This is a genomic window from Xanthomonas cannabis pv. cannabis, from assembly GCF_000802365.1.
GTDB classification, from domain to species: domain Bacteria; phylum Pseudomonadota; class Gammaproteobacteria; order Xanthomonadales; family Xanthomonadaceae; genus Xanthomonas; species Xanthomonas cannabis.
The window spans coordinates 14,685-36,815 of sequence record NZ_JSZE01000010.1 but is presented as its reverse complement, the minus strand read 5'-3'; the positions used below and the strand labels follow the sequence as shown (position 1 = coordinate 36,815).

Below are 22,131 nucleotides of genomic sequence, written 5' to 3'. Positions count from 1 at the left end.
ACGTCCAATCTCCTTGGGGTAGGGAATTGGACTCCAAACTGAGGTGCTACTCAAAATTGGGGGGACGTCGGTCCGCTGATCTATGTGATGGACGGGTTCTGGAAGATCCTGGATGGCAAGGAAACCTGCGCCCGCGTGACGAACGTCTGCCCATGAATACGTATGCACGGTTACGCCCGGTGTCGGTAGCGCAGCTACGCTAATGGCCTTGGCCGGGTGCTTATTCGAGCGCCCGCATTTGCCCGGGAGGGGCGTGCATGTTGCAGACACCATGGTGGCGCGGGGCCGTCATCTATCAGATCTATCCGCGTAGTTTTCTGGATTCCAACGGCGATGGGGTGGGCGATCTGCCGGGCATCATTGCCAAGCTCGACTACATCGCTGGGCTAGGTGTGGATGCGATCTGGATCTCTCCTTTCTTCAAGTCGCCGATGGCCGATTTCGGTTACGACATCGCGGACTATCGCGCGGTGGACCCTTTGTTCGGCACGCTGGAGGACTTTGATCGCCTGCTCGACAAGGCGCATGCACTCGGGCTGAAAGTGATGATCGACCAGGTGCTGAGCCACACCTCGATCGAACACGCGTGGTTTCAGGAAAGCCGTCAGGATAAAACCAACGCGAAGGCGGAGTGGTACGTGTGGGCTGATCCGCGTGAGGACGGTACGCCGCCTAATAACTGGCTGTCGCTGTTCGGCGGTGTGGCGTGGCAGTGGGAGCCGCGGCGCGAGCAGTACTATCTGCACAATTTCCTGGTGGATCAGCCCGATCTTAATTTCCACAATGCCGAGGTGCAGCAGGCGACCCTGGACAATGTGCGGTTCTGGTTGGATCGTGGGGTAGATGGTTTCCGGCTGGATGCGATCAACTTCTGCTTCCATGACGCGCAGCTGCGCGACAACCCGGCCAAGCCGGCGGACAAGCGGGTGGGGCGTGGATTCAGTGCGGACAATCCGTACGCGTACCAGTATCACTACTTCAACAACACGCAGCCGGAGAACCTGGTGTTCCTGGAGCGTCTTCGCGCGTTGCTCGATCGCTACCCGAACGCGGTGAGCCTGGGCGAGATCTCTTCCGAAGATTCACTCGCGACCACCGCGGAGTACACCGCGCACGGCCGCTTGCACATGGGCTACAGCTTCGAATTGTTGGTGCAGGATTACAGTGCGGCCTACATCCGCGAGACGGTGAGCCGGCTCGAGGCGACCATGCTGGAAGGGTGGCCGTGCTGGGCGATTTCCAACCACGATGTGGTGCGTGCTGTGACGCGGTGGGGCGGCGCCGATGCGTCGCCGGTCTTTGCGCGGATGGTGGTGGCGTTGCTGTGTTCGCTGCGTGGTTCAATCTGTCTTTATCAGGGCGAGGAGCTGGGGTTGGGCGAGGCGGACGTGGCGTTCGAGGATCTGCAGGATCCTTATGGCATCACGTTCTGGCCGACCTTCAAGGGGCGCGATGGGTGCCGTACGCCGATGCCGTGGACCGACGCGCCGTCTGCCGGCTTCACCAGCGGCAAGCCGTGGCTGCCGTTGTCCGCGCCGCATCGGCTCGCGGCGGTGAGCGTACAGCAGGACGATGCACACTCCGTGCTGAGCGCCGTGCAGGCGTTCCTTGCCTGGCGTAAGCGCTTGCCGGCGCTGCGGGAAGGCGCGATCACGTTTTACGACACGGCAGAGCCGGTACTGATGTTCCGGCGTGAGCATGCAGGGCAGGTCATGCTGTTGGCTTTCAACTTGTCTTCCGACGTTGCCGAGCTTGCGCTGCCTGCAGGTGCGTGGAGCCAGATCGATGTGCCGGGGGTGGAGCGCGGCGTGATCGAGCATGGCCGCATAGGCTTGGCTGGGCATGCAATGGTTTGCGCGACGGGCGGGGAGTGACGCCATCGCGTGCAGGTGTGGGTGAGATTGAGTGATACCAGCGAGGCATTCCATTGGGATGCCTCGCTTCGTTTATGGGTCGTCAGGTTGCGAAACGGCGCGCACGCAGGGCAGCGTGCCTGGCAAGCGGTTCAAGACGCGTCACATGCCGCTGCTGTTGCAGGCGACGGTGATGCATCTCTGTTGAACCGATCTAATTTGGCCTGATCAAACTACTTCAAACGCTTGCCCGATCAAGCTGACTGCAACTGGCGGCACTGCCAGTCAAGGCAGTGTCTCCTGTCTTGCAGCCTGTCTTGCGTTTAGGTGGCAGGCAGTGGGACATACACATGTCTGCTTGGCGCTGAGCCCGTCTGGCCTGTGGCGATCCCGTTTGTCGGAATTGTGATGTTGTTCTTGCAAGAGAAAGCCGCCGTTGTCTAAACGGCGGCTTTTCTCAAAACGATATTTCGACGTCTAGACCGATGCGCCCCGTGATTGCATTGCGGTAGTAGTTCAATGCTTCTGCCGATGAATATGCAGGCGGGTGACGCGGTGCATCTCGGGCGATGATTCTGTTTCCGTGGACGCCGTACCCTCACCCCAACCCCTCTCCCGGTGGGAGAGGGGCTTTGGCGCCTCGAGTGGCGAGGGGTGACGTCAGGGAAGTAGTGCATCGCTGGTCAGTGGTTCACTGGTCAATCGGTGCAGAACTTCCAGTTCGCATTACATCAGAACTTCCAGTCCGCGTTACATCAAAACTTCCAGTCCGCGTTACATCAGAACTGCCAGTTAACGTCACATCAGAACTGCCAGTTCACGTCATATCAAAAATTCCAGTTCATGTCCCATCAGAACTTCCAGTTCACTTCACATCGAAACTTCCGGTTCACTTCACGTCAGAACTTGTAGTTCACACCCAGCACAAAGGTGCGGCCCCATTCGATGTATTCCAGCGGGCGGTCCTTGGTTTCTGCGTAGGTGCGATACGGCGAGTTGCTGAGGTTGCTGGCCTGCAGCAGCAGGGTCAGGCCGGACAGGCTGCTGGCTTCGCTGAAGTTGTAGCTGATTTGCGCGTCGGTGATGTTTTCGCCGACCACGTAGCGCAACGTGCGGTTGCCGTTGAAGTTGCCGATTTCTCCAATGAAGTCCGAGCGCCGGCGCTGGCTGACACGCGCTTCGAAGCCCTTGTGCTCGTAGTAGGCGGTCAGGTTGTAGACGCGCCTGGACAGGCCGGGCAGGCTGATTTCACCGTCGCCCACGCTGGAGGCGCTTTCCGGGTCGCGGATCTTGACGTCGCTGTCGTTGAAGGTGGCGCTGGCCTGGATGCCGAAGCCTTCCAACGGGGCGAAGATCAGGTCCAGCGGCAATGAGGCGGTGAGTTCGGCGCCGCGCAGGGTGCCGCCTTTGCCGTTGAACGGGGCGCTGAAGGTGCCGGTGGTCAGCACCGGCGCAGAGCCCGGTGGCGGCACGTAGCCGGCGACCAGTGCGGAGAAGTCGTAGTTGTCGCGGCTCTGGGTGTAGATGTAGCTCTTCAGGTCCTTGTAGAAGAACGCCGCGGCTACATACGCGCGATCGGCAAAATACTTCTCGTAGGAAATATCCAAGGCGTTGGCACGCCACGGGTCGAGCATCGGGTTGCCGCCGCTGGCGCCGGGGCGACCGGTGGAGGTGTCGACACCGAATTCCAGCGAGGCACGCAGTTGATCCACACGCGGGCGTGCGACCTGCTTGGCCATCGCAAAACGCAGGGTCTGCTCGTACGGGAACTGGAACGCCAGGTTCAGGCTGGGCAGCCAGTCGCGGTAGGTCTTGCCATCGTCGATGGGCCGCACTTCGCTGCCGGCCGGCTGCGAGGCATCCCAGTAGTTGGCCTGTGACGATTGGTCGGCGCTTTGCAGCTGCACGCCGATATTGCCGCGCACGCCCACCTGGCCCCACTCGGTATCGATGTTGGCGCGCAGCCAGGCGGTGGTGATCTTTTCTTCGACCGTCCAGGCCTTGGACACCAGGAACGAGGCATCGTCGCTGGGATTGAACAGCATGTAGCGCGACACGGCCGCCGGTACATTCCATGCAGGCAGCGAGCCGAGACCGGCAAAGCCGAGATTGACCGGTGCATATTGCAGGTCCGCACCGACGGTGGCTTCGCCCTGTGCGCCAAGGGTGATGTTGCCTTCCGGCTGGGTCTTCTGCTTTTCGCGATTGGCGTAGTTGACGCCCACGTCCAGGTCGGAAAACCAGCTCAGTGCCTCGGGCATGGGGAAGCTGGCCTGCAGGCGCGCGCCCTTGAGCACGTCTTCCACACGCGGCACCTTGCCGTAGCCGGAGCCGTAGATGGTGTTGGTCAGGAACAGCTCATCGGGATTGGAATAATTCATGCCCGGCGCCAGCTGCGAGAAGCCGTTGCCGACGACCGACACGCCTACCGTGTCCAGCTGCGGCATAGGAGCGCGCTGGAGATTGTTCTCCAGGTTCAACTCGTCGCGGGTGGCCTTGGAGTAGTTCAGGTCGGCGACGATCTTGACCGCGTCGGCGGTGATTTCGTTGTTCCAGCCGAAGGCGTCGATGGTGTCTTCGCGCTTGTTGTACATGCCGCGGACCAGCGGATAGACGCCGCTGGCGGTGCCGCCGACAAAACTGCCGTTATCGTTGACGCGCACGTCGGTGATGTTCAAGCCCGGCGTGTAGCCGCCGTTGTAGTTGCTCAGGTTGAGCTCGAACTGGTTGGCGGTGTCGATTTGCTCGGCTTCGGTATGAAACGCATCGAACGTGCTGGTCCAGGCGTTGGACGGGCGGTACTGCAGCGTGGCCATCACGCCGTCGCGCTTCTGGTTGCCGGTACGCCGCAACGCCTTGATGCCGTCGGAGAAATACGCGCCATCGGCCACGCCTGGGCGTTGACGTTGCGCGTTGACCTGCTGCCAGGGTTCGTACAGACCCACCTGGTTTTCCTGGATCGGCATGTCGGTGTGCGCGTAGCCGATGGTCAGACCGATGGTGCGGTCGGCGAACTGGTCGATATAGCTGACGTTGAAGCGGTTGCCGTACGGGTCGACGTTGGCGGCCTTGCCCAGCGAATTGCGCTGATAGCGGCCACCGATGGCGATCACACGCTCGTTGTAACTGAGCGGGCGTGCGGTCTGCATGTCGACGGTGCCGGAGAGGCCCTGGCCGACCAGGCCGGCGTCGGGCGTCTTGTAGACGGTGACGCCGCTGACCAGCTCGGACGGGTATTGGTCGAATTCCACGCTGCGGTTGTCGCCGGTGCTGACCACTTCGCGGCCATTGAGCAGCGTGGTGGAAAAGTCCGGTGACAGGCCGCGCACGCTGATGACCTGCGCACGGCCGGCAACGCGTTGCGCAGCCAGGCCGGGCAGGCGTGCCAGCGATTCGGCGATGCTCATGTCCGGCAGGCGGCCGATGTCTTCGGCCGAGATGGCTTCCACGATCGAGGTTGAGTCGCGCTTGACCGAAATGGCACCTTCGATGGCGCGGCGCAGGCCGGTGACCTGGACCTTATCCAACTCGGTGACGGCGCCGGCGGGTTGTTCGGTAGCGGATTGTTCGGTGCTGCCGGTCTGCGCAGGCGTTGCCGATTGCGCGGCAGCCAACGTCGGTGTCATGGCAACGGCCAGGGCGATACTCAGCGCGGAGCGCTTGTGCTTCAACATTTTCCCCTCCCAGGTACATGTTGTTCTTTGATTTTTGATCCGGCAGACGCCTGGATGTCATGCGTCGCACGCCCGGACGGACGTCACGACGGCAACGTATGGTAGACACCGCGCCCGTGTGCAAACGCGGGCTGCATACGTATTCAACCGCGCTGATGGCGATGAAATCGATTCCACGCGCGCCTGTTCACCCGACGCGCCACAGTGGCTGCCGATCCGTCATGCGGGCGCGGCGCTCGCGCCATCGCGGCGCCGCTGTGGTTCGCGCGTTGGCCTTGCAGGCGCTGCGGCAGCCCCGTAGCGGTATCGTTCAGCGCTTGGCCTCCAGCGGAACAAAGCGAATCGCCTGGCCGCCGCCCGGCGCCAGACGCAGCTCCAGGATGTCGCTGCTGCTTACCAGGCGCTCTTCGCGCACGAAGGCGAACGGCTTGCTGACGTAATCCGCGTCGTCGCCATCGCGATAGATCTGCGCGGTGTAGCGCACGCCGGGTTCCAGGAAGCCCAGCGGTACCTGCAGCACGCGGCCATGCTCGTCGGTGATGCTGCCCAGGAACCAGTCGCGGCTATGTCGGTCTTTGCGCGCGATGGTGACGTAATCGCCCACCTCGCCATTCAGTGCCCGGGTCTGATCCCAGTCCACCGCCACGTCCTCGATGAAGCGGAACGCCTCGCGGTGCTGCAGGTAATGCTCGGGCAGGTCGGCGGCCATCTGGATCGGGCTATACAGCGCCACGTACAGCGCCAACTGCCGCGCCAGCGTGCTGGGGATGGCCTGGCCGTTGCGGCCCTTCAGGCTGACGATGCCGGGCGTGTAGTCCATCGGCCCGGCGAGCAGCCGCGTGAACACCAGGTTGACCTCGTGTTCGGGTGGATTGGGCGGCTGGCCCCAGGCGTTGTATTCCATGCCGCGCGCGCCTTCGCGCGAGATCCAGTTGGGGTAAGTGCGGCGCAAGCCGGTGTCCTTGATCGGCTCGTGCGCGTTGACGGCGATATGGCGCTGCGCCGCTTCCTGCACCACGCGCAGATGATGGCGTGCCATCCATTGGCCGTCGTGCCATTCGCGCAGTGGCGTGCCGCCGGCAGGATTGCGGCGCTCCACCTGGCCGTCGTCGCAGACATAACCGGTCTTCACCGAGTCCACGCCGAAGCGTGCATACAGGTCCATCGCCTCGGCGATCTGGTCTTCGTAATGGTCCACTGCACACCCCGTTTCGTGATGGCCGATCAGATGCATGCCCTTGGTTGCGGCGTACTTGCTCAGTGCGGGAAGGTCGAAATCCGGCGTTGGCCGGGTGAAATCGAAACTGCCGCCATTGCCGAACCATTCGCCGTCCCAGCCCGGATTCCAGCCTTCGACCAGCACGCCGCGAAATCCGTGCGCGGCGGCAAAATCGATGTAGCGCCGGGTGGTGGCGGTGGTGGCGGCATGCGTGGGGCCGGTGGCCCAGGTCTGCTGGTTGAGATGCATCGACCACCACACCCCGACGTACTTCGACGGCTTGACCCAGTCCACGGCCCCCAGCGCATTGGGTTCGTTGAGGTTGAGGATCAGATTCGATTCCACCAGGCCGGTGGCCTGATCCGTGATCTGCAGCGTGCGCCACGGCGTGTCGAAGGGCAGGCTGCGCCGTACCTTCCAGCCTTCGGCGGCCGGCGACAGTTGCGCGCGCAGGCGCTGGTCGTCGGTTCGACGCAGCCACATCCCGGCGTAGTCCACCAGCGCGGCTTCGTGCAGCGCAATGTGCAACCCGCTGTCGGTGCGCAACGTCATCGGCGTATGTGCCAGGGTGAGCTGGTTCAGCGGCGTGCGGTTGTACAGGTATTCGTAGTGGATCGGTTCGCCTGCCGGAATCCACCAGGCCTGGGCCGGCTGCGCAATGGCGAACTCGGTCAGTTCGTCGTCGATGATCGCCTCGCGCCATCCCGCTTGTTGCGGAAAGTGATAGCGCAAGCCGACGCCATCGTCGTACACGCGAAAGATCACATCGAAGCGGCGCCGCGCACCGTCGCGCTCGCCTAGCCGAACGCGCAATTCGGCGTAGTGGTTGCGGATCAGGCGCGTTTCGCCCCAGGGTTGCTCCCAGGTGTCGTCGTGATCCTGACGCGCCTGCGAGAGCACCACCAATCCGCGGTCCAGACGCCCGTCGCGCAGGTTGAAGCCCAGCCGCGAGCGCTGCAGCACCGGCTTGCCGAGGCGTTGCACGCGGTAGTACGGCGTGCCACCGTCCAGCTCCAGGCTGACCTGCAAGACGTTGCCGGGTGAGTGCACCTCAATGGCAGTCACCTCGGCGTGGGCCAGTGGTGCAAGACTGCCAAGGCAGCTCAGCACCAGCAGCCGTGCGATCCAGGCGGCGCCCAGTGTCGAGCGTGCTCGACGTGAAGACAGCGGCATATCCCCTCCCAAGGCAACCGTTGCACAAGTGGCGACTATGCAGCCGCCTGCAGCTGCCAGGCCGCGCTGCGTGCTGTCGACAGCCATGAATACGTATGCAGTGATGCGTCTGGGCAGGGCGCGCGTCTACCATGGCGCCACGGCACCTGGGAGGGTCCGCGCCCGTGGCACGACAGTGCCGCGCACCATAACGCGTGCAACGAGGGAGGAAGGCCGACGGTGCAAGCCGTCTTGCCGCTTCGATGCTGAAGATGATCTGCATGGCCGCCACGCTTGGCGTGGCGGCAAGCTCGCCGGTATTGGCCGACGAGCTGGAATTTCAGGGACGCCGGGCACAAGCGCAGGCGCTGGACGATGGTGGTTTCGTGTTGCGTTGGCCGCAAGGCGAGCGTCGCATCGCCGCACAACCAATGCGCTCGCACACCGCCAGCCCGATGTTCGACGCCTTGTTTGCGCTGGCCCAGCAGGAAATGGCCGACGACCGCGTCGATGCGATCCGCGATCCGGCATTCAACGACGGCAAGCCGGTGCCCTGCCGGTGCTTCGAGACCGGCGAACGCTGGCCCTACGTATGGACCCGCGATGTCAGTTTCGCCGCCGATCTGGCATTGGCGCGGCTGGAGCCGGAACGCACGCGCAATGCCTTGCGGTTCAAGCTGTCGAACGCGCGCGACGGCCGCACGCCCGGCCTGTTCGTTGCGCAGGACACCGGCTCCGGCGGTAGCTGGCCGGTCAGCAGCGACCGGGTGGTGTGGTTTCTGGCCGCGCGCGGGCTGCTGGACGACCAACCGTTTGCCGATCAGGTCTGGCAGGCACTGCAGGCAACGATCGCGCAGGACCGCACTGCGGTGTTCGATGCGCGCATCGGTCTGTATCGCGGCGAAACCTCGTTTCTGGATTGGCGCGAGCAGACCTACCCGGAGTGGACGCGCCAGGACGTGCGCTTCATCGCCGAATCCTTCGCGCTCTCCACCAATGTGCTGCATTACCAGGCGCTACGCCTGGCCGAACAGCTCGCACGCCAGCATGGCGATGCACGCGCCGCGCACTACGCGCAATGGGCCGATGCGCTGCGCCAGTCCATCGACGCGCGCTTCTGGGATGCGGGCAGCAACCAGTACGTGAGCTATCTCGGCAACGCGGCGCACCCGGTGCGCTATGCCAAGGTCGATCTGCTGGGCGTGTCGCTGGGGGTGCTGGCCGATGTCTTTCCCACCGAGCGGGCACGCCTGGCATTGCGCAACTACCCCACGGTGGCCGGCGGCAGCCCGGTGGTGTGGCCGCAGGAGGCCGCGCAGCCGATCTACCACAACCGCGCTGTCTGGCCATTCGTCAGTGCCTATGCCTTGCGTGCGGCACGTGCGCTGGACGACGCACCGCGTATTGCGCTGGAACTGCAGTCGTTGATGCGCGGCGCCGCACTGGCAGGGTCGAACATGGAAAACTACGAGATGCAGAGCCTGGCGGTGCATCTGGAGGAGGGCGCACGCAGCGGCCCGGTGGTCAATTCGCCACGCCAGCTGTGGTCGGTTGCAGGCTATCTGTCTGCGGTACTGGACGGCGTGTTTGGCGTTGCGGCCGATGGCAGCGTGGCCCCCAAGTTGCCGCGTCGCCTGATGCCGTTGTTGTTTGGCGAGCGTCAGCAGATCGTGCTGGAGCGGGGCGCACAGCGGTATGTGCTGCAGCGCCCGGCTGGTGCAGACGGCGAGTTGCTGGTCGCCGGTACGGTCACCCGGCACGGGCAGACCACCCACGTGCAGCTGGTTGGACGCAAGGCCGATCCGACCGCTCCGCCGCAACCCAGCCAGGTGTTCGCGCCGGAAGCCCCGGCTGCTCCGATTGCACAGCGTCGCGGCAATGGGTCCCGCATCGGCATTCCGGCCGGCACCACGCTGCATCTGGATGGCCGCGCGCTGGCGGCGAGCGGGGCCTGGGATCTGCCCGATGATGGCCTGCTGCACATGCTCAGCCTGACCCGACGCAAGAATGGACTCGAATCACTGCACAGTCCTGCACTGACGCTTGGACCGGTGCAGGAACTGCAAGGCGACCAGTCCTGGCAGTGGCGATCCCAACGCACCGGCCAGCATCGCGTCGCGCTGCGCTATCGCAACGACACTGGCCCGATCAACACCGGTGTCACTGCGGCAGTGAAACGGTTGCTGCTCGACTGCCCGGGCAAGCCCCTGCAGTCGCAGGTCATCGTCATGCCGCATAGCGTGGGCGAGCAGCTGTCCACGCAAGTGAGCTTCGATGTGGTGGCCGGGCAGGCGTGTACGTTGCGGCTGGAGGATGGCTTCAACATGAGTGCGCTGGCGCACTTCGCGCAGTACAACGGCGGCCGCGGCGGCCGCGACGGTGTGGTCAACACCGCGCAGGTGAGTGCGTTGCTGATCGGCCCCGCCGCAGCGGCGGAGGGCGTGCAATGACGGCCAAACCGCGCTTGAGCTTCTGGCACATCTGGAACATGTGCTTCGGCTTTCTGGGCATCCAGTTCGGGTTCGCCCTGCAGAACGCCAATGCCAGCCGCATCTTCCAGACCCTGGGTGCGCAGGTCGATGACGTGCCAGGGCTGTGGATTGCGGCGCCACTGACCGGGCTGATCGTGCAGCCCATCATCGGGTACCTGTCCGATCGCACCTGGACTCCCTGGGGCCGCAGGCGTCCGTATTTCATGGTGGGCGCGCTGTTCACCACGCTTGCGCTGGTGGTGATGCCGAACGCACCACTGCTGTGGATCGCCGCCGGTACGCTGTGGGTGCTGGATGCTTCGATCAATATTTCGATGGAGCCGTTCCGTGCCCTGGTCGGCGATCAGTTGCCACCCTCGCAGCGGCCGACCGGCTATGCGATGCAGAGTTTCTTCATTGGTGTCGGGGCGATCGTGGCGAGCTTTCTGCCATGGTTGTTGACGCATTGGGGGGTTGCCAATACCGCGGCGCCGGGCCAGCTGCCCGACAGCGTGCGGTACGCGTTTTATCTCGGCGCGGCGGTGCTGTTCCTTTCGATCGCCTGGACGGTGCTGCGCACGCGCGAATACAGCCCTGCGCAGCTGGCCGCGTTCGATGACGCACATGCGCCTGCCGCGACTCCGGCTAACACCGGCATCCTGCCCTCGCGTCTAGCGAGCGCCCGGTGGTGTGCCGCCGGCGTGCTGCTTGCCGCAGCCATTGCCTGGCAGCATGGCGATCGCATGCTGTACGTCCTGGCCGGCCTGTGCATCGCCTATGGCGCACTGCTCGCGCTGGCACGTGCCTTGCCGTCGACCAACATGCTGGTGGTCATCGTGCAGGACGTGCGCAGCATGCCGACAACGATGCGGCGGTTGGCGTGGGTGCAGTTCTTCTCGTGGTTTGCGCTGTTTGCGATGTGGATCTACACCACCGCCGCAGTCACCCAGGTGCACTTCGGTGCCGGTGACGACACCGCATCGGCCGCCTACAACGAAGGCGCCAACTGGGTGGGCGTGCTGTTCGGTGCCTATAACGGGTTTGCTGCGCTGGCCGCCTTGGTCATTCCGTTGCTGGTACGGGCGATCGGCCTGCGTTGGAGTCACCTGTGCAATCTGTGGCTGGGCGCTGCAGGGCTGCTGTCGATGCTGGTGATCCGCGATCCGCAATGGTTGTTGCTGTCGATGCTGGGCATCGGTTTTGCCTGGGCCTCGATTCTGTCGCTGCCGTACGCCTTGCTGTCCGACAGCGTGCCCGCCGCCAAGATGGGCGTGTACATGGGCATCTTCAATTTCTTTATCGTGATTCCGCAATTGGTGGCGGCCAGCGCATTGGGCTTCGTGCTCCGCGCATGGCTGGGCGGCCAACCGATCTATGCGCTGGCCATCGGTGGCCTCAGCCTGCTGATTGCAGGCGTGTGCGTGGTGCGGGTTCCAGTGGCCTCGGGAGGGCAGTGATGCGCAGTGCGATGTATGTGGCGTTGACGATGTACGCAGGCGCGGCAATCGCGGCGCCTGCTGCCAAGGATTATTACGGCACCCTGGAACCGTTCGCTGCGGATGCGGTGTATTTCGTGGTCACCGACCGCTTCGTCAACGGCGACACCGGCAACGATCATCGCGACCAGGGTGGGGCGCATCGCACGTTCGACGTGCCAACACCGTGCGCCGATGGCAGCGAGGACAACATCGGTTACCTGGGTGGCGATTTCAAAGGCATCGTCGAGCATGCCGACTACATTCGCGGCCTGGGGTTCGGCGCGGTGTGGATCACCCCGATCGTCGACAACCCTGATCAGGCGTTTACCGGCGGCAAGCCGATCACCTGCGGCAGCACGCTCAGTGACCACGGCAAGACCGGGTATCACGGCTACTGGGGCGTCAACTTCTACAAGCTCGACGAGCATCTTCCCAGCCCGGGCCTGGACTTTGCCAGCTTCACCCGCGCCATGCACGCCAATCAATTGAAGGTCGTGCTGGACATCGTGGGCAACCACGGCTCGCCCGCCTACACCATGCCGGTGGCGCAGCCCGGTTTCGGCAAGCTCTATGACGCGCAGGGGCGTTTAGTGGCCGACCACCAGAACCTGCCGCCGGCGCAGCTGGACCCGCAGCACACCCCGTTGCATGCGTTCTACAACACCGGTGGCGGCCTGGCGGAGTTGTCCGACCTCAACGAAAACAATCCGGCGGTGCTCGACTACCTGGCGGGCGCTTATCTGCAATGGATGGAGCAGGGCGCCGATGCCTTCCGTATCGATACGATCGGCTGGATGCCCGATCGCTTCTGGCATGCGTTTGTTGCGCGCATCCGTGAGCAGCGCCCGGGATTTTTCATGTTCGGTGAAGCCTTCGATTACGACGCCGACAAGATTGCCGGCCATACCTGGGCGCGCAATGCCGGCGTCAGCGTGCTGGATTTTCCGTTGAAGCAGCAGCTTTCCGCGGTTTTCGGTCATGCGCAGGCCGGCTTCGAAACGCTCGCCGCGCCGCTGTTCCTGCGTCAGGGCCCGTATGCGAACCCCTACGAGCTGATGAGCTTTTACGACAACCACGACATGGCACGGCTGGATGCCAGCGACACCGGCTTCATCGATGCGCACAACTGGTTGTTCACTGCGCGCGGCATTCCGGTGATCTATTACGGCTCGGAGATCGGCTTCATGCGTGGGCGCGCCGAGCACGCCGGCAATCGCAACTACTTCGGCGTCGAGCGCATCCGCGATGCACCGCAGAGCCCCATCTTCGGCCCGCTGCAGCAGATCGCACGTGTGCGCCGCGACACGCCGGCGCTGCAGCGTGGCGTGCAGGTCGATATTGCCCTGCGCGGCGAACAGGCGGCGTTCCTGCGCGTGTACCAGTACGCCGGAACCAGCCAGATGGCGCTGGTGCTGCTCAACAAGGGCGATGCGGCAACCGCGATCACGGTGAGCCGCTTCCTGCAATCTGGCACGTGGCGCGATGCGGTCAGCGGCGAGCAGGTGCAGGTGCGGGGGCGGTTACTGACGCAGGTGCCGGCGCATGGCGTGCGGGTATTGCTATCGGATGCGCCGGTCACCGATCCGGCATTGCGCAAGCAACTCGATGCGCAGATGGCCGAACAAGCCGCACGCGACGCCCGCAATAGGTAGAAGTGCGGCTGGGCACGATGAGGCATCGCCGGTAACGCCCCGTCGCGCCCGGGTGCGCTCCTACGCAGCGTGCGGCCGATCTCGCAATCTGCCGTGCACGCTGCCCCGAATCGAACCCCGAATCCCGAATCAGCGCCTGACGGCCCCCTCCGCCGCCCGGCCCGCCACCGCCTCGCCAGCGTCTGCGCCGGACGGGGTCCACCCCAGCGGCGGCTGCAAGCCGCTGCTGCGCGACGAGTCGCGTAACGCCAGCCGCACCGGAATCGTACGGCTCTGCGCCGCTTCGCCACGGATCAGCGCCACCAGGCTTTCCACCAGCAAGGTGCCGGCCTGCTTGGTGTCCTGTTGCACGGTGGACAACGCCGGCGCCACCGATGCGGCCAACGCGATGTCGTCGAAGCCGCTGACCGCCACGTCCTGCGGCACGCGCAGGCCGCGTTCGCGCAGCGCGCGCATCGCGCCGATGGCGATCAGGTCGCTGGCCGCGCACACCGCATCGAACGCCTTGCCGCTGTCGAGCAAGGCCAGGCAGGCGGCGTGGCCGGACGATTCGGTGGTGATCGCATCGAACTGCAGCGCTGCATCGGCAACCAGATCCTGCTGCGCCAGCGCGGCAACGTGGCCGCGGTAGCGTTCCTCGAATTCGGGGTAGTGATTGGAGGCATGGCCCAGAAACGCAATGCGCCGGCAGCCCTGAGCCAATAAATGCTCGGTGATGTCGAGCCCGCCCTGATAGTTGTCGCTGCCGATCGAGATGCCCGGCTGCCCCGGCAGTGCGGCACCCCAGCGCACGAAGTGCGTGCCTTGCTCCACCAGCAACTGCAGCCGCTGCCGCGACTCCTGGTAGTCGCCATAGCCCAGCAGGATGATGCCATCGGCCTTGTTGCTGTCTTCGTAGTCGGCCTGCCAATCCTTGGACAGCTGCTGGAACGACACCAGCAGGTCGTAGCCCTGCAGCGCGCAGGCGCGGGTGATCGAGCCCAGCATGGAATGAAAGAACGGGTTGATCAGCGAATCGTCGGCGGTGGGGTCTTCGAAGAACAGCAGCGCCAGCGTGCCGGCATTGCGCAGCCGCAGCGACGAGGCGTTCTTGTCGACCTTGTAGTTCAGCTCGCGGGCAATGCGCAGGATGCGTTGGCGGGTTTCCTCGTTGACCATCGGGCTGCCGCGCAGGGCGCGCGACACGGTCGGCTGCGAGACGCCGGCCAGGTAGGCGATATCCAGCGAGGTGGCTTTACCCTTGATGGTCATGGTCGGCAACGGCAGGACAAGTGGCCGGCATCATGCCATGCGCCCGCCGGTGCCGTGCCGCCGCACGCAACGGCCGGCTGATTGGTTTACCATTCACGCCCAAGACCCCTTGCGAGAAGGTGGCCCGCGCCCAGCGCCGGCCCAGCGTGCGACATGAGCACTACCACCGCCCACCGTTGATCCCGACCGGCGCCCGTTTCCGTGGCACCCGCGACGCGGTCTTTCGCATGACCTTTCCCGCTTCTTCCCGAGCCTGCCCAGCAATGGCCAGATCTCCCATGGCAGCCGACCGCTGCAGCCAGACCAGACCTCACTCTTGCCCATGATCAACATCACGCTCCCCGACGGCAGCCGCCGCGAATTCGAATCCCCCGTCTCGGTGATGCAGGTCGCCCAGTCGATCGGCGCCGGCCTGGCCAAGGCCACCATCGCCGGCCAGGTCGACGGCCAGCTGGTCGATGCCAGCGACGTCATCGACCATGACGCCAGCCTGCGCATCATTACCGCCAAGGATGCCGAGGGCGTGGAGATCATCCGCCACTCCTGCGCGCATCTGGTCGGGCACGCGGTCAAGCAGCTCTACCCCGAGGTCAAGATGGTGATCGGCCCGGTCATCGCCGAAGGCTTCTATTACGACATCTACAGCGAGCGCCCGTTCACCCCCGAAGACATGGCGGCGATCGAGCAGCGCATGCAGGAATTGATCGCGCAGGACTACGACGTCATCAAGAAGGTCACCCCGCGCGCCGAGGTGATCGAGGTGTTCGCCCAGCGTGGCGAGGAGTACAAGCTGCGCCTGATCGAGGACATGTCCGAGGACATCACCGCGATGGGCCTGTACTACCACCAGGAATACGTGGACATGTGCCGCGGCCCGCACGTGCCCAATACGCGCTTCCTCAAGGCGTTCAAGCTGACCCGCATTTCCGGCGCCTACTGGCGCGGGGATGCCAAGAACGAGCAGCTGCAGCGCATCTACGGCACCGCCTGGGCCGACAAGAAGCAGCTGGACGCCTATATCCTGCGCATGGAAGAAGCCGACAAGCGCGACCACCGCCGCATCGGCAAGGCGCAGGACCTGTTCCACCTGCAGGAAGAAGCGCCCGGCCTGGTGTTCTGGCACCCCAAGGGCTGGTCGCTGTGGCAGGTGGTCGAGCAGTACATGCGCAAGGTCTACCGCGATAGCGGCTACGGCGAAGTACGCTGCCCGCAGATCCTGGATGTCTCGCTGTGGCAGAAATCCGGCCACTGGGACAACTACCAGGACGCGATGTTCTTCACCGAATCGGAGAAGCGCACCTACGCAGTCAAGCCGATGAACTGCCCCGGCCACGTGCAGGTGTTCAACCAGGGCCTGCACAGCTACCGCGACCTGCCGATCCGCTACGGCGAGTTCGGCGCCTGCCACCGCAACGAGCCCTCCGGCGCGCTGCACGGCATCCTGCGCGTGCGCGGCTTCACCCAGGACGACGGCCACGTGTTCTGCCTGGAATCGCAGATCGAATCCGAAGTGACCGCCTTCCACCAGCAGGCGCTGGCGGTCTACACCGCGTTCGGCTTCGACGACATCCAGATCAAGATCGCGCTGCGTCCGGAAAAGCGCCTGGGCGACGATGCCACCTGGGACAAGGCCGAAGCCGCGCTACGCAGCGCACTGGGCGTCTGCGGGGTGGAATGGCAGGAGCTGCCGGGCGAGGGCGCCTTCTACGGCCCCAAGATCGAGTACCACCTCAAGGACGCCATCGGCCGCACCTGGCAGCTGGGCACCATGCAGGTCGATTTCATGATGCCGGGCCGCCTCGGCGCCGAGTACGTGGACGAAAACAGCCAGAAGAAGCATCCGGTCATGCTGCACCGGGCCATCGTCGGCTCGATGGAGCGGTTCATCGGCATTTTGATCGAACACCATGCCGGCGCCTTCCCGTCCTGGCTGGCCCCGGTGCAGGTCGTTGTCGCCAACATCACCGACGCTCAGGCTGAATATGTCGACTCGGTTAGGAAAACCCTTGCAAATCAAGGCTTCCGTGTCAGCGCCGATTTGCGTAACGAGAAGATCGGTTATAAGATTCGAGAGCATACGCTGCAACGCGTGCCATATCTGCTCGTGGTCGGCGACCGTGAGAAGGAAAATGGCGCTGTCGCCGTGCGGACGCGTTCGGGAGAGGACCTCGGGACCATGACGGTCTCGGCCTTTATCGAACGCCTGCAGGCAGAGCAGGCAGCGTGAGCCAACCCCGGCCGGTCTGGATGATCCGGATGCGCCGGTTCGATTCCTCTGGGAGATTGCAATATCAGTACCCCTGACAACAAACAGAACCGCAAGAACCAAGAAATCCGTGTGCCGCGCGTCCGCGTGATCGGCAGCGACGGTGAGATGGTCGGCGTGTTGTCGCGCGACGAAGCGCTCGCCAAGGCCGAAGAAGAAGGCCTGGATCTGGTCGAAATCCAGCCGCAGGCCGATCCGCCGGTCTGCAAGATCATGGATTTCGGCAAGTTCAAGTTCGAGCAGCAGAAAAAGGCCAACGAGGCCAAGAAGAAGACCAAGCAGGTCGAGATCAAGGAACTCAAGTTCCGTCCGGTCACCGACGAGGGCGACTACCAGATCAAGTTGCGTAACATGCGCCGCTTCCTGGAAGAGGGCGACAAGGTCAAGGTCAACATCCGCTTCCGTGGCCGTGAAATGAGCCACCAGGAGCTCGGCCGCGAGATGGCGGCGCGGATCGAGGCCGATCTGGGCGAAGACATCGTCATCGAATCCCGTCCGCGCCTGGAAGGGCGTCAGATGGTCATGATGATCGCACCCAAGAAGAAGATCTGAGGATCTTCTTTCGTGCTGCGTCGGGCCCGGCGGGTCTGTCGCAGCCGCAGGATCAATGACTTGCAGGAATTCCCGGCAACGGGTAGACTGCGCGGCCCGCTTTATCGGGGGCGCCGTGCAAGCGGCATCAGGACCTGTCCGGATCGTGTTCGATCAAGGACTTACAAGCAGGCAAGGGCAAGGATGGAAAGTGTGGTCGCAAGGCTGCCGCCCGTGTCAGTGACAAAACACCATCAAGGACATTGCAATGCCCAAGATCAAGACCAACCGGGCGGCGGCCAAGCGTTTCCGCAAGACCGCCTCCGGCAAGTACAAGTGCGGCCACGCAAACCGTAGCCACATCCTCACGAAGAAAGCGACCAAGCGGAAGCGCAACCTGCGGCAGACGAATCACGTCCGTGCCGAGGACGCTGGCCGTCTCGATCGTATGCTTCCCTACCTCTGAGGACTGACCCATGGCACGAGTAAAGCGTGGCGTACAGGCGCGTCGCCGCCACAAGAAAATTCTGACCCTGGCAAAGGGTTACTACAACGCTCGCCGCAAGGTGTTCCGCGTTGCCAAGCAGGCGGTCATCAAGGCGCAGCAGTACGCCTACATTGGCCGTAAGCAGAAGAAGCGTAATTTCCGTTCGCTGTGGATCACCCGCATCAATGCGGCTGCCCGCATCAACGGCCTGAGCTACAGCCGTTTCATGAATGGCCTGCTCAAGGCGGGCATCACCCTGGACCGCAAGGTGCTGGCTGATATCGCCGTGCACGACGCCGCCGGCTTTGCCGCGCTGGCCGAGAAGGCAAAGGGCGCGCTGGCGGCGTAAATGCAGGTCCCTCTGCAAGAGCCCGCACATCCATGTGCGGACTGCTTGAAAAAGCGGGTCATCGGATGTAGTCACACTTGGTGTGCATGCCTTCGGTGAGGTGAGACGCAGAGATGCAGGGGGAAGGGCGCGAGTCCTTCCCCTTTTTGCGTTTTTGCGAGGCCATCAAGTGGGTGATGGCAGGTCAATGCAGTGACAATGCGTTCCGGTGCATCCGGAAACACCGTTCGGCTAGCAGTTGAGGCGCAAGTGCAATGAGTGAGATTCAATCCCTGACCGAGCGCGCGCTGGCCGATGTTGCCGCGGCGCAGACGCCGGACCAACTGGAAGCATTGCGGGTGGCCTTGCTGGGCAAGAGCGGCAGCATCACTGCCCAGCTCAAGCAGCTCGGCACGTTGCCGCCCGAGCAGCGCAAGGCGGCGGGCGAGGCGATCAACCAGACGCGCGATGTGCTGACCGCCGCGTTGTCCGAACGCAAGAACACCCTGGAAACGGCTGCGCTCGACGCACGTCTGGCCGGCGAAACTATCGACGTCACCTTGCCGGGCCGCCGCAGCGAACGTGGCGGCCTGCATCCGGTCACGCGGACGCTCGAGCGCATCGTCGAAATCTTCGCGCGGCTGGGGTATGAGTTGTCCGATGGCCCGGAAATCGAAGACGACTGGCACAACTTCGAGGCACTGAATTTTCCGCCGCACCACCCGGCGCGCGCAATGCACGACACCTTCTACTTCGGTGATGGCCGCCTGCTGCGCACGCATACCTCCGGCGTCCAGGTGCGTTACATGGATGCGCACACACCGCCGCTGCGCATGATCGCGGCCGGCAAGGTGTACCGCTCCGATTCGGACCAGACCCATTCGCCGATGTTCCATCAGGTCGAAGGCCTGCTGGTGGACGAGCATTCCAACTTCGCCGACCTCAAGGGCACCTTGTCCGAGTTCGTGCGTGCGTTCTTCGAGCGCGATTTCGAAATGCGTTTCCGCCCCAGCTATTTCCCGTTCGTGGAACCGGGGGCGGAAGTGGACATCGCCTGGCAGCAGCCCGACGGAAGCACCCGTTGGTTGGAAGTGCTGGGCTGCGGCATGGTGCACCCCAACGTGCTGCGCAGCGTCGGCATCGACCCCGAGCGATACACCGGCTTCGCGTTCGGCCTGGGCGTTGAGCGCTTCGCGATGCTGCGCTACGGCGTCAACGACCTGCGCGCCTTCTTCGAAAACGATGTGCGTTTTCTTCGGCAGTTTGCTTGACGGCGGGGAATCGGGGATTCGGGATTGGGGATTTGCAACCGCGCCCCGGTCCTTCCCCAGACTCCGTCGGCGTGTTCCAGCTAATCCCCAATCCCGAATCCCCAATCCCGGCTCCTCATGAAATTCTCTGAAAATTGGCTGCGTAGCCACGTCCCGACCCAGGCCACGCGCGATGAACTGGCTGCGACGCTGACGGCGATCGGTCTGGAAGTCGAAGACGTCACGCCGTTGGGCGAGGCGCTGGGGCAGGTGGTGGTGGCGCGTATCGTCGAGGCGGTGCCTCACCCTGAGGCTGATCGGCTGCAGATCTGCAGTGTCGATGCAGGGCAGGGGGAGTTGCTGCAGATCGTGTGCGGGGCGCCGAATGCGCGCGCCGGTCTGGTGGCGCCGCTGGCGCTGGTCGGTGCGCAGATCGGCGAGCTGACCATCACCGCGGCCAAGCTGCGTGGCGTGGCCTCCAACGGCATGCTGTGCTCGGCCAAGGAGCTGGGTCTGGACAGCGATGCGTCCGGCCTGTTCGAGCTGCCCGACGATGCCCCGGTGGGCCAGGCGCTGGCCAACTATCTGGGGCTCCCCGATGCCAGCATCGAGATCAAACTCACGCCCAATCGCGCCGATTGCTTCAGCGTGCGTGGCATCGCCTTCGACGTGGCGGCCGCGTGCGCCAGCGAAGTGGTGGCCTTCGACGCCGGTGCGGTGGCGCCGGTGTCCACCCGTACGCTAGCGGTGGAGCTGGACGCCGGTAAGGATGCGCCGCGCTATTGCGGCCGTGTGATCGAAGGGATTGACCCGGCCGCCAAGACGCCGGTGTGGCTGGCCGAGCGGCTACGCCGCAGCGGCGCGCGTCCGGTGTCCTTGCTGGTGGACATCACCCAGTACGTGATGCTGGAACTGGGCCAGCCTATGCATGCCTTCGATCTGGATACCTTGCAGGGCCCGATCGGCGTGCGGCATTCGCGCAGCGGCGAGCAGCTGGCGCTGCTGGATGGGCGTCAGGTGACCCTGGACGACAGCTTCCTGACCATCACCGATGCCGGCCGCGCGGTTGCACTGGCCGGTTTGATGGGAGGCCTGGAGACCCGCGTCACCGACGCCACGCGCAATGTGTTCCTGGAGTCGGCGTACTTCGACCCGGCCGCCATCATGGGCCGTGGCCGCAAGTTCGGCCTGCACACCGACGCCGGGCATCGCTTCGAACGCGGCGTGGACCCGGCCTTGCCGCCGCAGGCAATCGAGGTCGCCACGCGTCTGGTGCTGGAACTGGCCGGCGGTACGCCAGGCCCGGTGGTGCACGCGCAGCTGCCGGAGCATCTGCCGCAGGCCGCGCCCATCCTGCTGCGTCGCGCGCGCATCGCGCGCGTGCTCGGCATCGCGATCGACGATGCCGAGGTGGTGCGCATCCTGAGCGCGCTCGGCATGCAGGTCGATGCGGTTGCCGAGGGCTGGCAGGTGATGGCACCGAGCCGGCGCTTCGATATCGCCATCGAAGAAGATCTCATCGAGGAGCTGGCGCGTATCCACGGCTACGATCGCGTGCCGACCACGCTGCCCGGTGGCGCCAGCCGGATCGCGATGCCAAGCGAGACCCAACTGGACGAATTGAGCGTGCGCCGCCAACTGGTGGCGCGCGAGCTGCAGGAAACCATCAACTACGCGTTTGTCGATGCCGCGCTGTTGCAGCGCTGGCAGTTGGATGAGGGCCTGGTGTCGCTGGCCAATCCGCTCAGCGCCGAGCTGGCCGTGATGCGTCCGCGCCTGCTGCCTGGCCTGGTGGCGACGCTGGGCCGCAACGTCGCCCGTCAGGCCGGGCGGGTGCGGTTGTTCGAGCTGGGCAAGGTCTTTGCCGCAGCCGAGCAGACCGGCGCCGCGCCGCAGGAATCCCAGCACGTGGCTGCGGCCGTGTGCGGCGATGCGTTGGCCCTGCAGTGGGGCGAACCCTCACGCAAGGTGGACTTCCACGACGTGAAGGGCGACCTGATGGCCCTGGCGGCGGCCAGCGGCGCGAAGCTGGAATTCCAGCCGTCCGCCCAGCCGTTCGGGCATCCGGGGCGGTCGGCCGACGTCTATCGCGACGGCGTTCGCATCGGCTGGATCGGGCAGGTGCATCCACGCCTGGCCAAGTCGCTGGAGATCGATGTGGATGTGATCGCATTCGAACTGCAGCTGGCACCACTCGTGCAGCGCGCACTGCCGCGCGCCGGCGAGCTGTCGCGCTTCCCGTCGGTGCGTCGCGATCTTGCCTTCCTGGTACCCGAGCAGGTGAGCTGGGCGGCGCTGTCGGCGAGCGTGCAGACCACGGTGGGCCCGTTGTTGCGTGAGGTGCAGCTGTTCGACCGCTATGTCGGGCAGGGGGTCGAGCCAGGTTTCAAGAGTCTGGCTATGGGCTTGATTTTGCAGGATAACTCGCGCACTCTCACTGACCGGGACGTGGACGCGGTTGTCACCGACGTGGTGGCCGTGATCGAGCGCGAGCATCGCGCCCGGATCCGGAGTTGAGG

13 protein-coding genes are annotated in these 22,131 nt (G+C 64.4%); 10 read left to right on the top strand and 3 right to left on the bottom strand.

Going from position 1 to position 22,131, the window contains the following annotated elements; all coding sequences use genetic code 11:
* The first annotated feature begins 257 nt into the window (after nt 1–257).
* Nucleotides 258–1,874: an alpha-glucosidase gene (locus OZ10_RS02650; protein ID WP_039410790.1), complete on the top strand. Its 1,617-nt coding sequence runs from the start codon at nt 258–260 to the stop codon at nt 1,872–1,874.
* Between the two features lie 878 nt (nt 1,875–2,752).
* On the opposite strand, the gene OZ10_RS02645 is transcribed toward OZ10_RS02650, so the two are convergent.
* Nucleotides 2,753–5,527, bottom strand: coding sequence for a TonB-dependent receptor (locus tag OZ10_RS02645; RefSeq protein WP_039563879.1), 2,775 nt, complete (start codon nt 5,525–5,527; stop codon nt 2,753–2,755).
* A gap of 310 nt (nt 5,528–5,837) precedes the next feature.
* A complete protein-coding gene (locus tag OZ10_RS02640) occupies nt 5,838–7,919 on the bottom strand; it encodes a glycoside hydrolase family 97 protein (RefSeq protein WP_039563878.1) in 2,082 nt (693 codons plus the stop codon).
* Between the two features lie 242 nt (nt 7,920–8,161).
* Between OZ10_RS02640 and OZ10_RS02635 the strand changes: the two genes are divergently transcribed.
* The 3 genes from OZ10_RS02635 to OZ10_RS02625 are packed head-to-tail and all read left to right on the top strand — an operon-like array spanning nt 8,162 to nt 13,499.
* A complete protein-coding gene (locus OZ10_RS02635; protein WP_039563877.1) occupies nt 8,162–10,348 on the top strand; it encodes a glucosidase family protein in 2,187 nt (728 codons plus the stop codon).
* Complete coding sequence (locus OZ10_RS02630) at nt 10,345–11,826, top strand: MFS transporter (protein WP_039563876.1); 1,482 nt, start codon at nt 10,345–10,347, stop codon at nt 11,824–11,826. Before OZ10_RS02635 ends, OZ10_RS02630 begins: the two co-directional genes overlap by 4 nt.
* Nucleotides 11,827–11,873: 47 nt before the next feature.
* A complete protein-coding gene (locus OZ10_RS02625) occupies nt 11,874–13,499 on the top strand; it encodes an alpha-amylase family glycosyl hydrolase (RefSeq protein WP_039410926.1) in 1,626 nt (541 codons plus the stop codon).
* A 129-nt stretch (nt 13,500–13,628) separates the two neighbouring features.
* On the opposite strand, the gene OZ10_RS02620 is transcribed toward OZ10_RS02625, so the two are convergent.
* Nucleotides 13,629–14,750, bottom strand: coding sequence for a LacI family DNA-binding transcriptional regulator (locus OZ10_RS02620; protein WP_039410803.1), 1,122 nt, complete (start codon nt 14,748–14,750; stop codon nt 13,629–13,631).
* 322 nt (nt 14,751–15,072) lie between these two features.
* On the opposite strand from OZ10_RS02620, the gene thrS reads away from it, so the two are divergent.
* The 6 genes from thrS (at nt 15,073) to pheT (ending at nt 22,129) form a co-directional block, all read left to right on the top strand.
* A complete protein-coding gene (gene thrS, locus OZ10_RS02615; protein ID WP_005930235.1) occupies nt 15,073–16,977 on the top strand; it encodes a threonine--tRNA ligase in 1,905 nt (634 codons plus the stop codon).
* Between the two features lie 48 nt (nt 16,978–17,025).
* Nucleotides 17,026–17,568, top strand: a complete 543-nt coding sequence (gene infC, locus OZ10_RS02610) for a translation initiation factor IF-3 (protein ID WP_070690874.1) — start codon at nt 17,026–17,028, stop codon at nt 17,566–17,568.
* Between the two features lie 247 nt (nt 17,569–17,815).
* Nucleotides 17,816–18,013 carry a 50S ribosomal protein L35 gene (rpmI, locus tag OZ10_RS20920; RefSeq protein WP_002811096.1) on the top strand — a complete coding sequence of 66 codons (198 nt, stop codon included), beginning with the start codon at nt 17,816–17,818 and terminating at the stop codon, nt 18,011–18,013.
* A gap of 10 nt (nt 18,014–18,023) precedes the next feature.
* The gene (gene rplT, locus OZ10_RS02605) at nt 18,024–18,383 is read left to right on the top strand and encodes a 50S ribosomal protein L20 (RefSeq protein WP_003484828.1); all 360 of its coding nucleotides are present in this window, start codon (nt 18,024–18,026) and stop codon (nt 18,381–18,383) included.
* Between the two features lie 254 nt (nt 18,384–18,637).
* On the top strand, nt 18,638–19,633 hold the full coding sequence (pheS, locus tag OZ10_RS02600) for a phenylalanine--tRNA ligase subunit alpha (RefSeq protein WP_039410829.1): 996 nt from the start codon (nt 18,638–18,640) through the stop codon (nt 19,631–19,633).
* Between the two features lie 117 nt (nt 19,634–19,750).
* Nucleotides 19,751–22,129: a phenylalanine--tRNA ligase subunit beta gene (gene pheT / locus OZ10_RS02595; protein ID WP_039563875.1), complete on the top strand. Its 2,379-nt coding sequence runs from the start codon at nt 19,751–19,753 to the stop codon at nt 22,127–22,129.
* The last annotated feature ends 2 nt before the right edge of the window (nt 22,130–22,131 follow it).

What these genes read in the sequence shown, in the direction of transcription:
- OZ10_RS02650 (WP_039410790.1), top strand. Translation starts at nt 258, where the DNA reads ATGTTGCAGACACCATGGTGGCGCGGGGCCGTCATCTATCAGATCTAT.
- OZ10_RS02645 (WP_039563879.1), bottom strand. Translation starts at nt 5,527, where the DNA reads ATGTTGAAGCACAAGCGCTCCGCGCTGAGTATCGCCCTGGCCGTTGCC.
- OZ10_RS02640 (WP_039563878.1), bottom strand. Translation starts at nt 7,919, where the DNA reads ATGCCGCTGTCTTCACGTCGAGCACGCTCGACACTGGGCGCCGCCTGG.
- OZ10_RS02635 (WP_039563877.1), top strand. Translation starts at nt 8,162, where the DNA reads ATGCTGAAGATGATCTGCATGGCCGCCACGCTTGGCGTGGCGGCAAGC.
- OZ10_RS02630 (WP_039563876.1), top strand. Translation starts at nt 10,345, where the DNA reads ATGACGGCCAAACCGCGCTTGAGCTTCTGGCACATCTGGAACATGTGC.
- OZ10_RS02620 (WP_039410803.1), bottom strand. Translation starts at nt 14,750, where the DNA reads ATGACCATCAAGGGTAAAGCCACCTCGCTGGATATCGCCTACCTGGCC.
- thrS (WP_005930235.1), top strand. Translation starts at nt 15,073, where the DNA reads ATGATCAACATCACGCTCCCCGACGGCAGCCGCCGCGAATTCGAATCC.
- rpmI (WP_002811096.1), top strand. Translation starts at nt 17,816, where the DNA reads ATGCCCAAGATCAAGACCAACCGGGCGGCGGCCAAGCGTTTCCGCAAG.
- rplT (WP_003484828.1), top strand. Translation starts at nt 18,024, where the DNA reads ATGGCACGAGTAAAGCGTGGCGTACAGGCGCGTCGCCGCCACAAGAAA.
- pheS (WP_039410829.1), top strand. Translation starts at nt 18,638, where the DNA reads ATGAGTGAGATTCAATCCCTGACCGAGCGCGCGCTGGCCGATGTTGCC.
- pheT (WP_039563875.1), top strand. Translation starts at nt 19,751, where the DNA reads ATGAAATTCTCTGAAAATTGGCTGCGTAGCCACGTCCCGACCCAGGCC.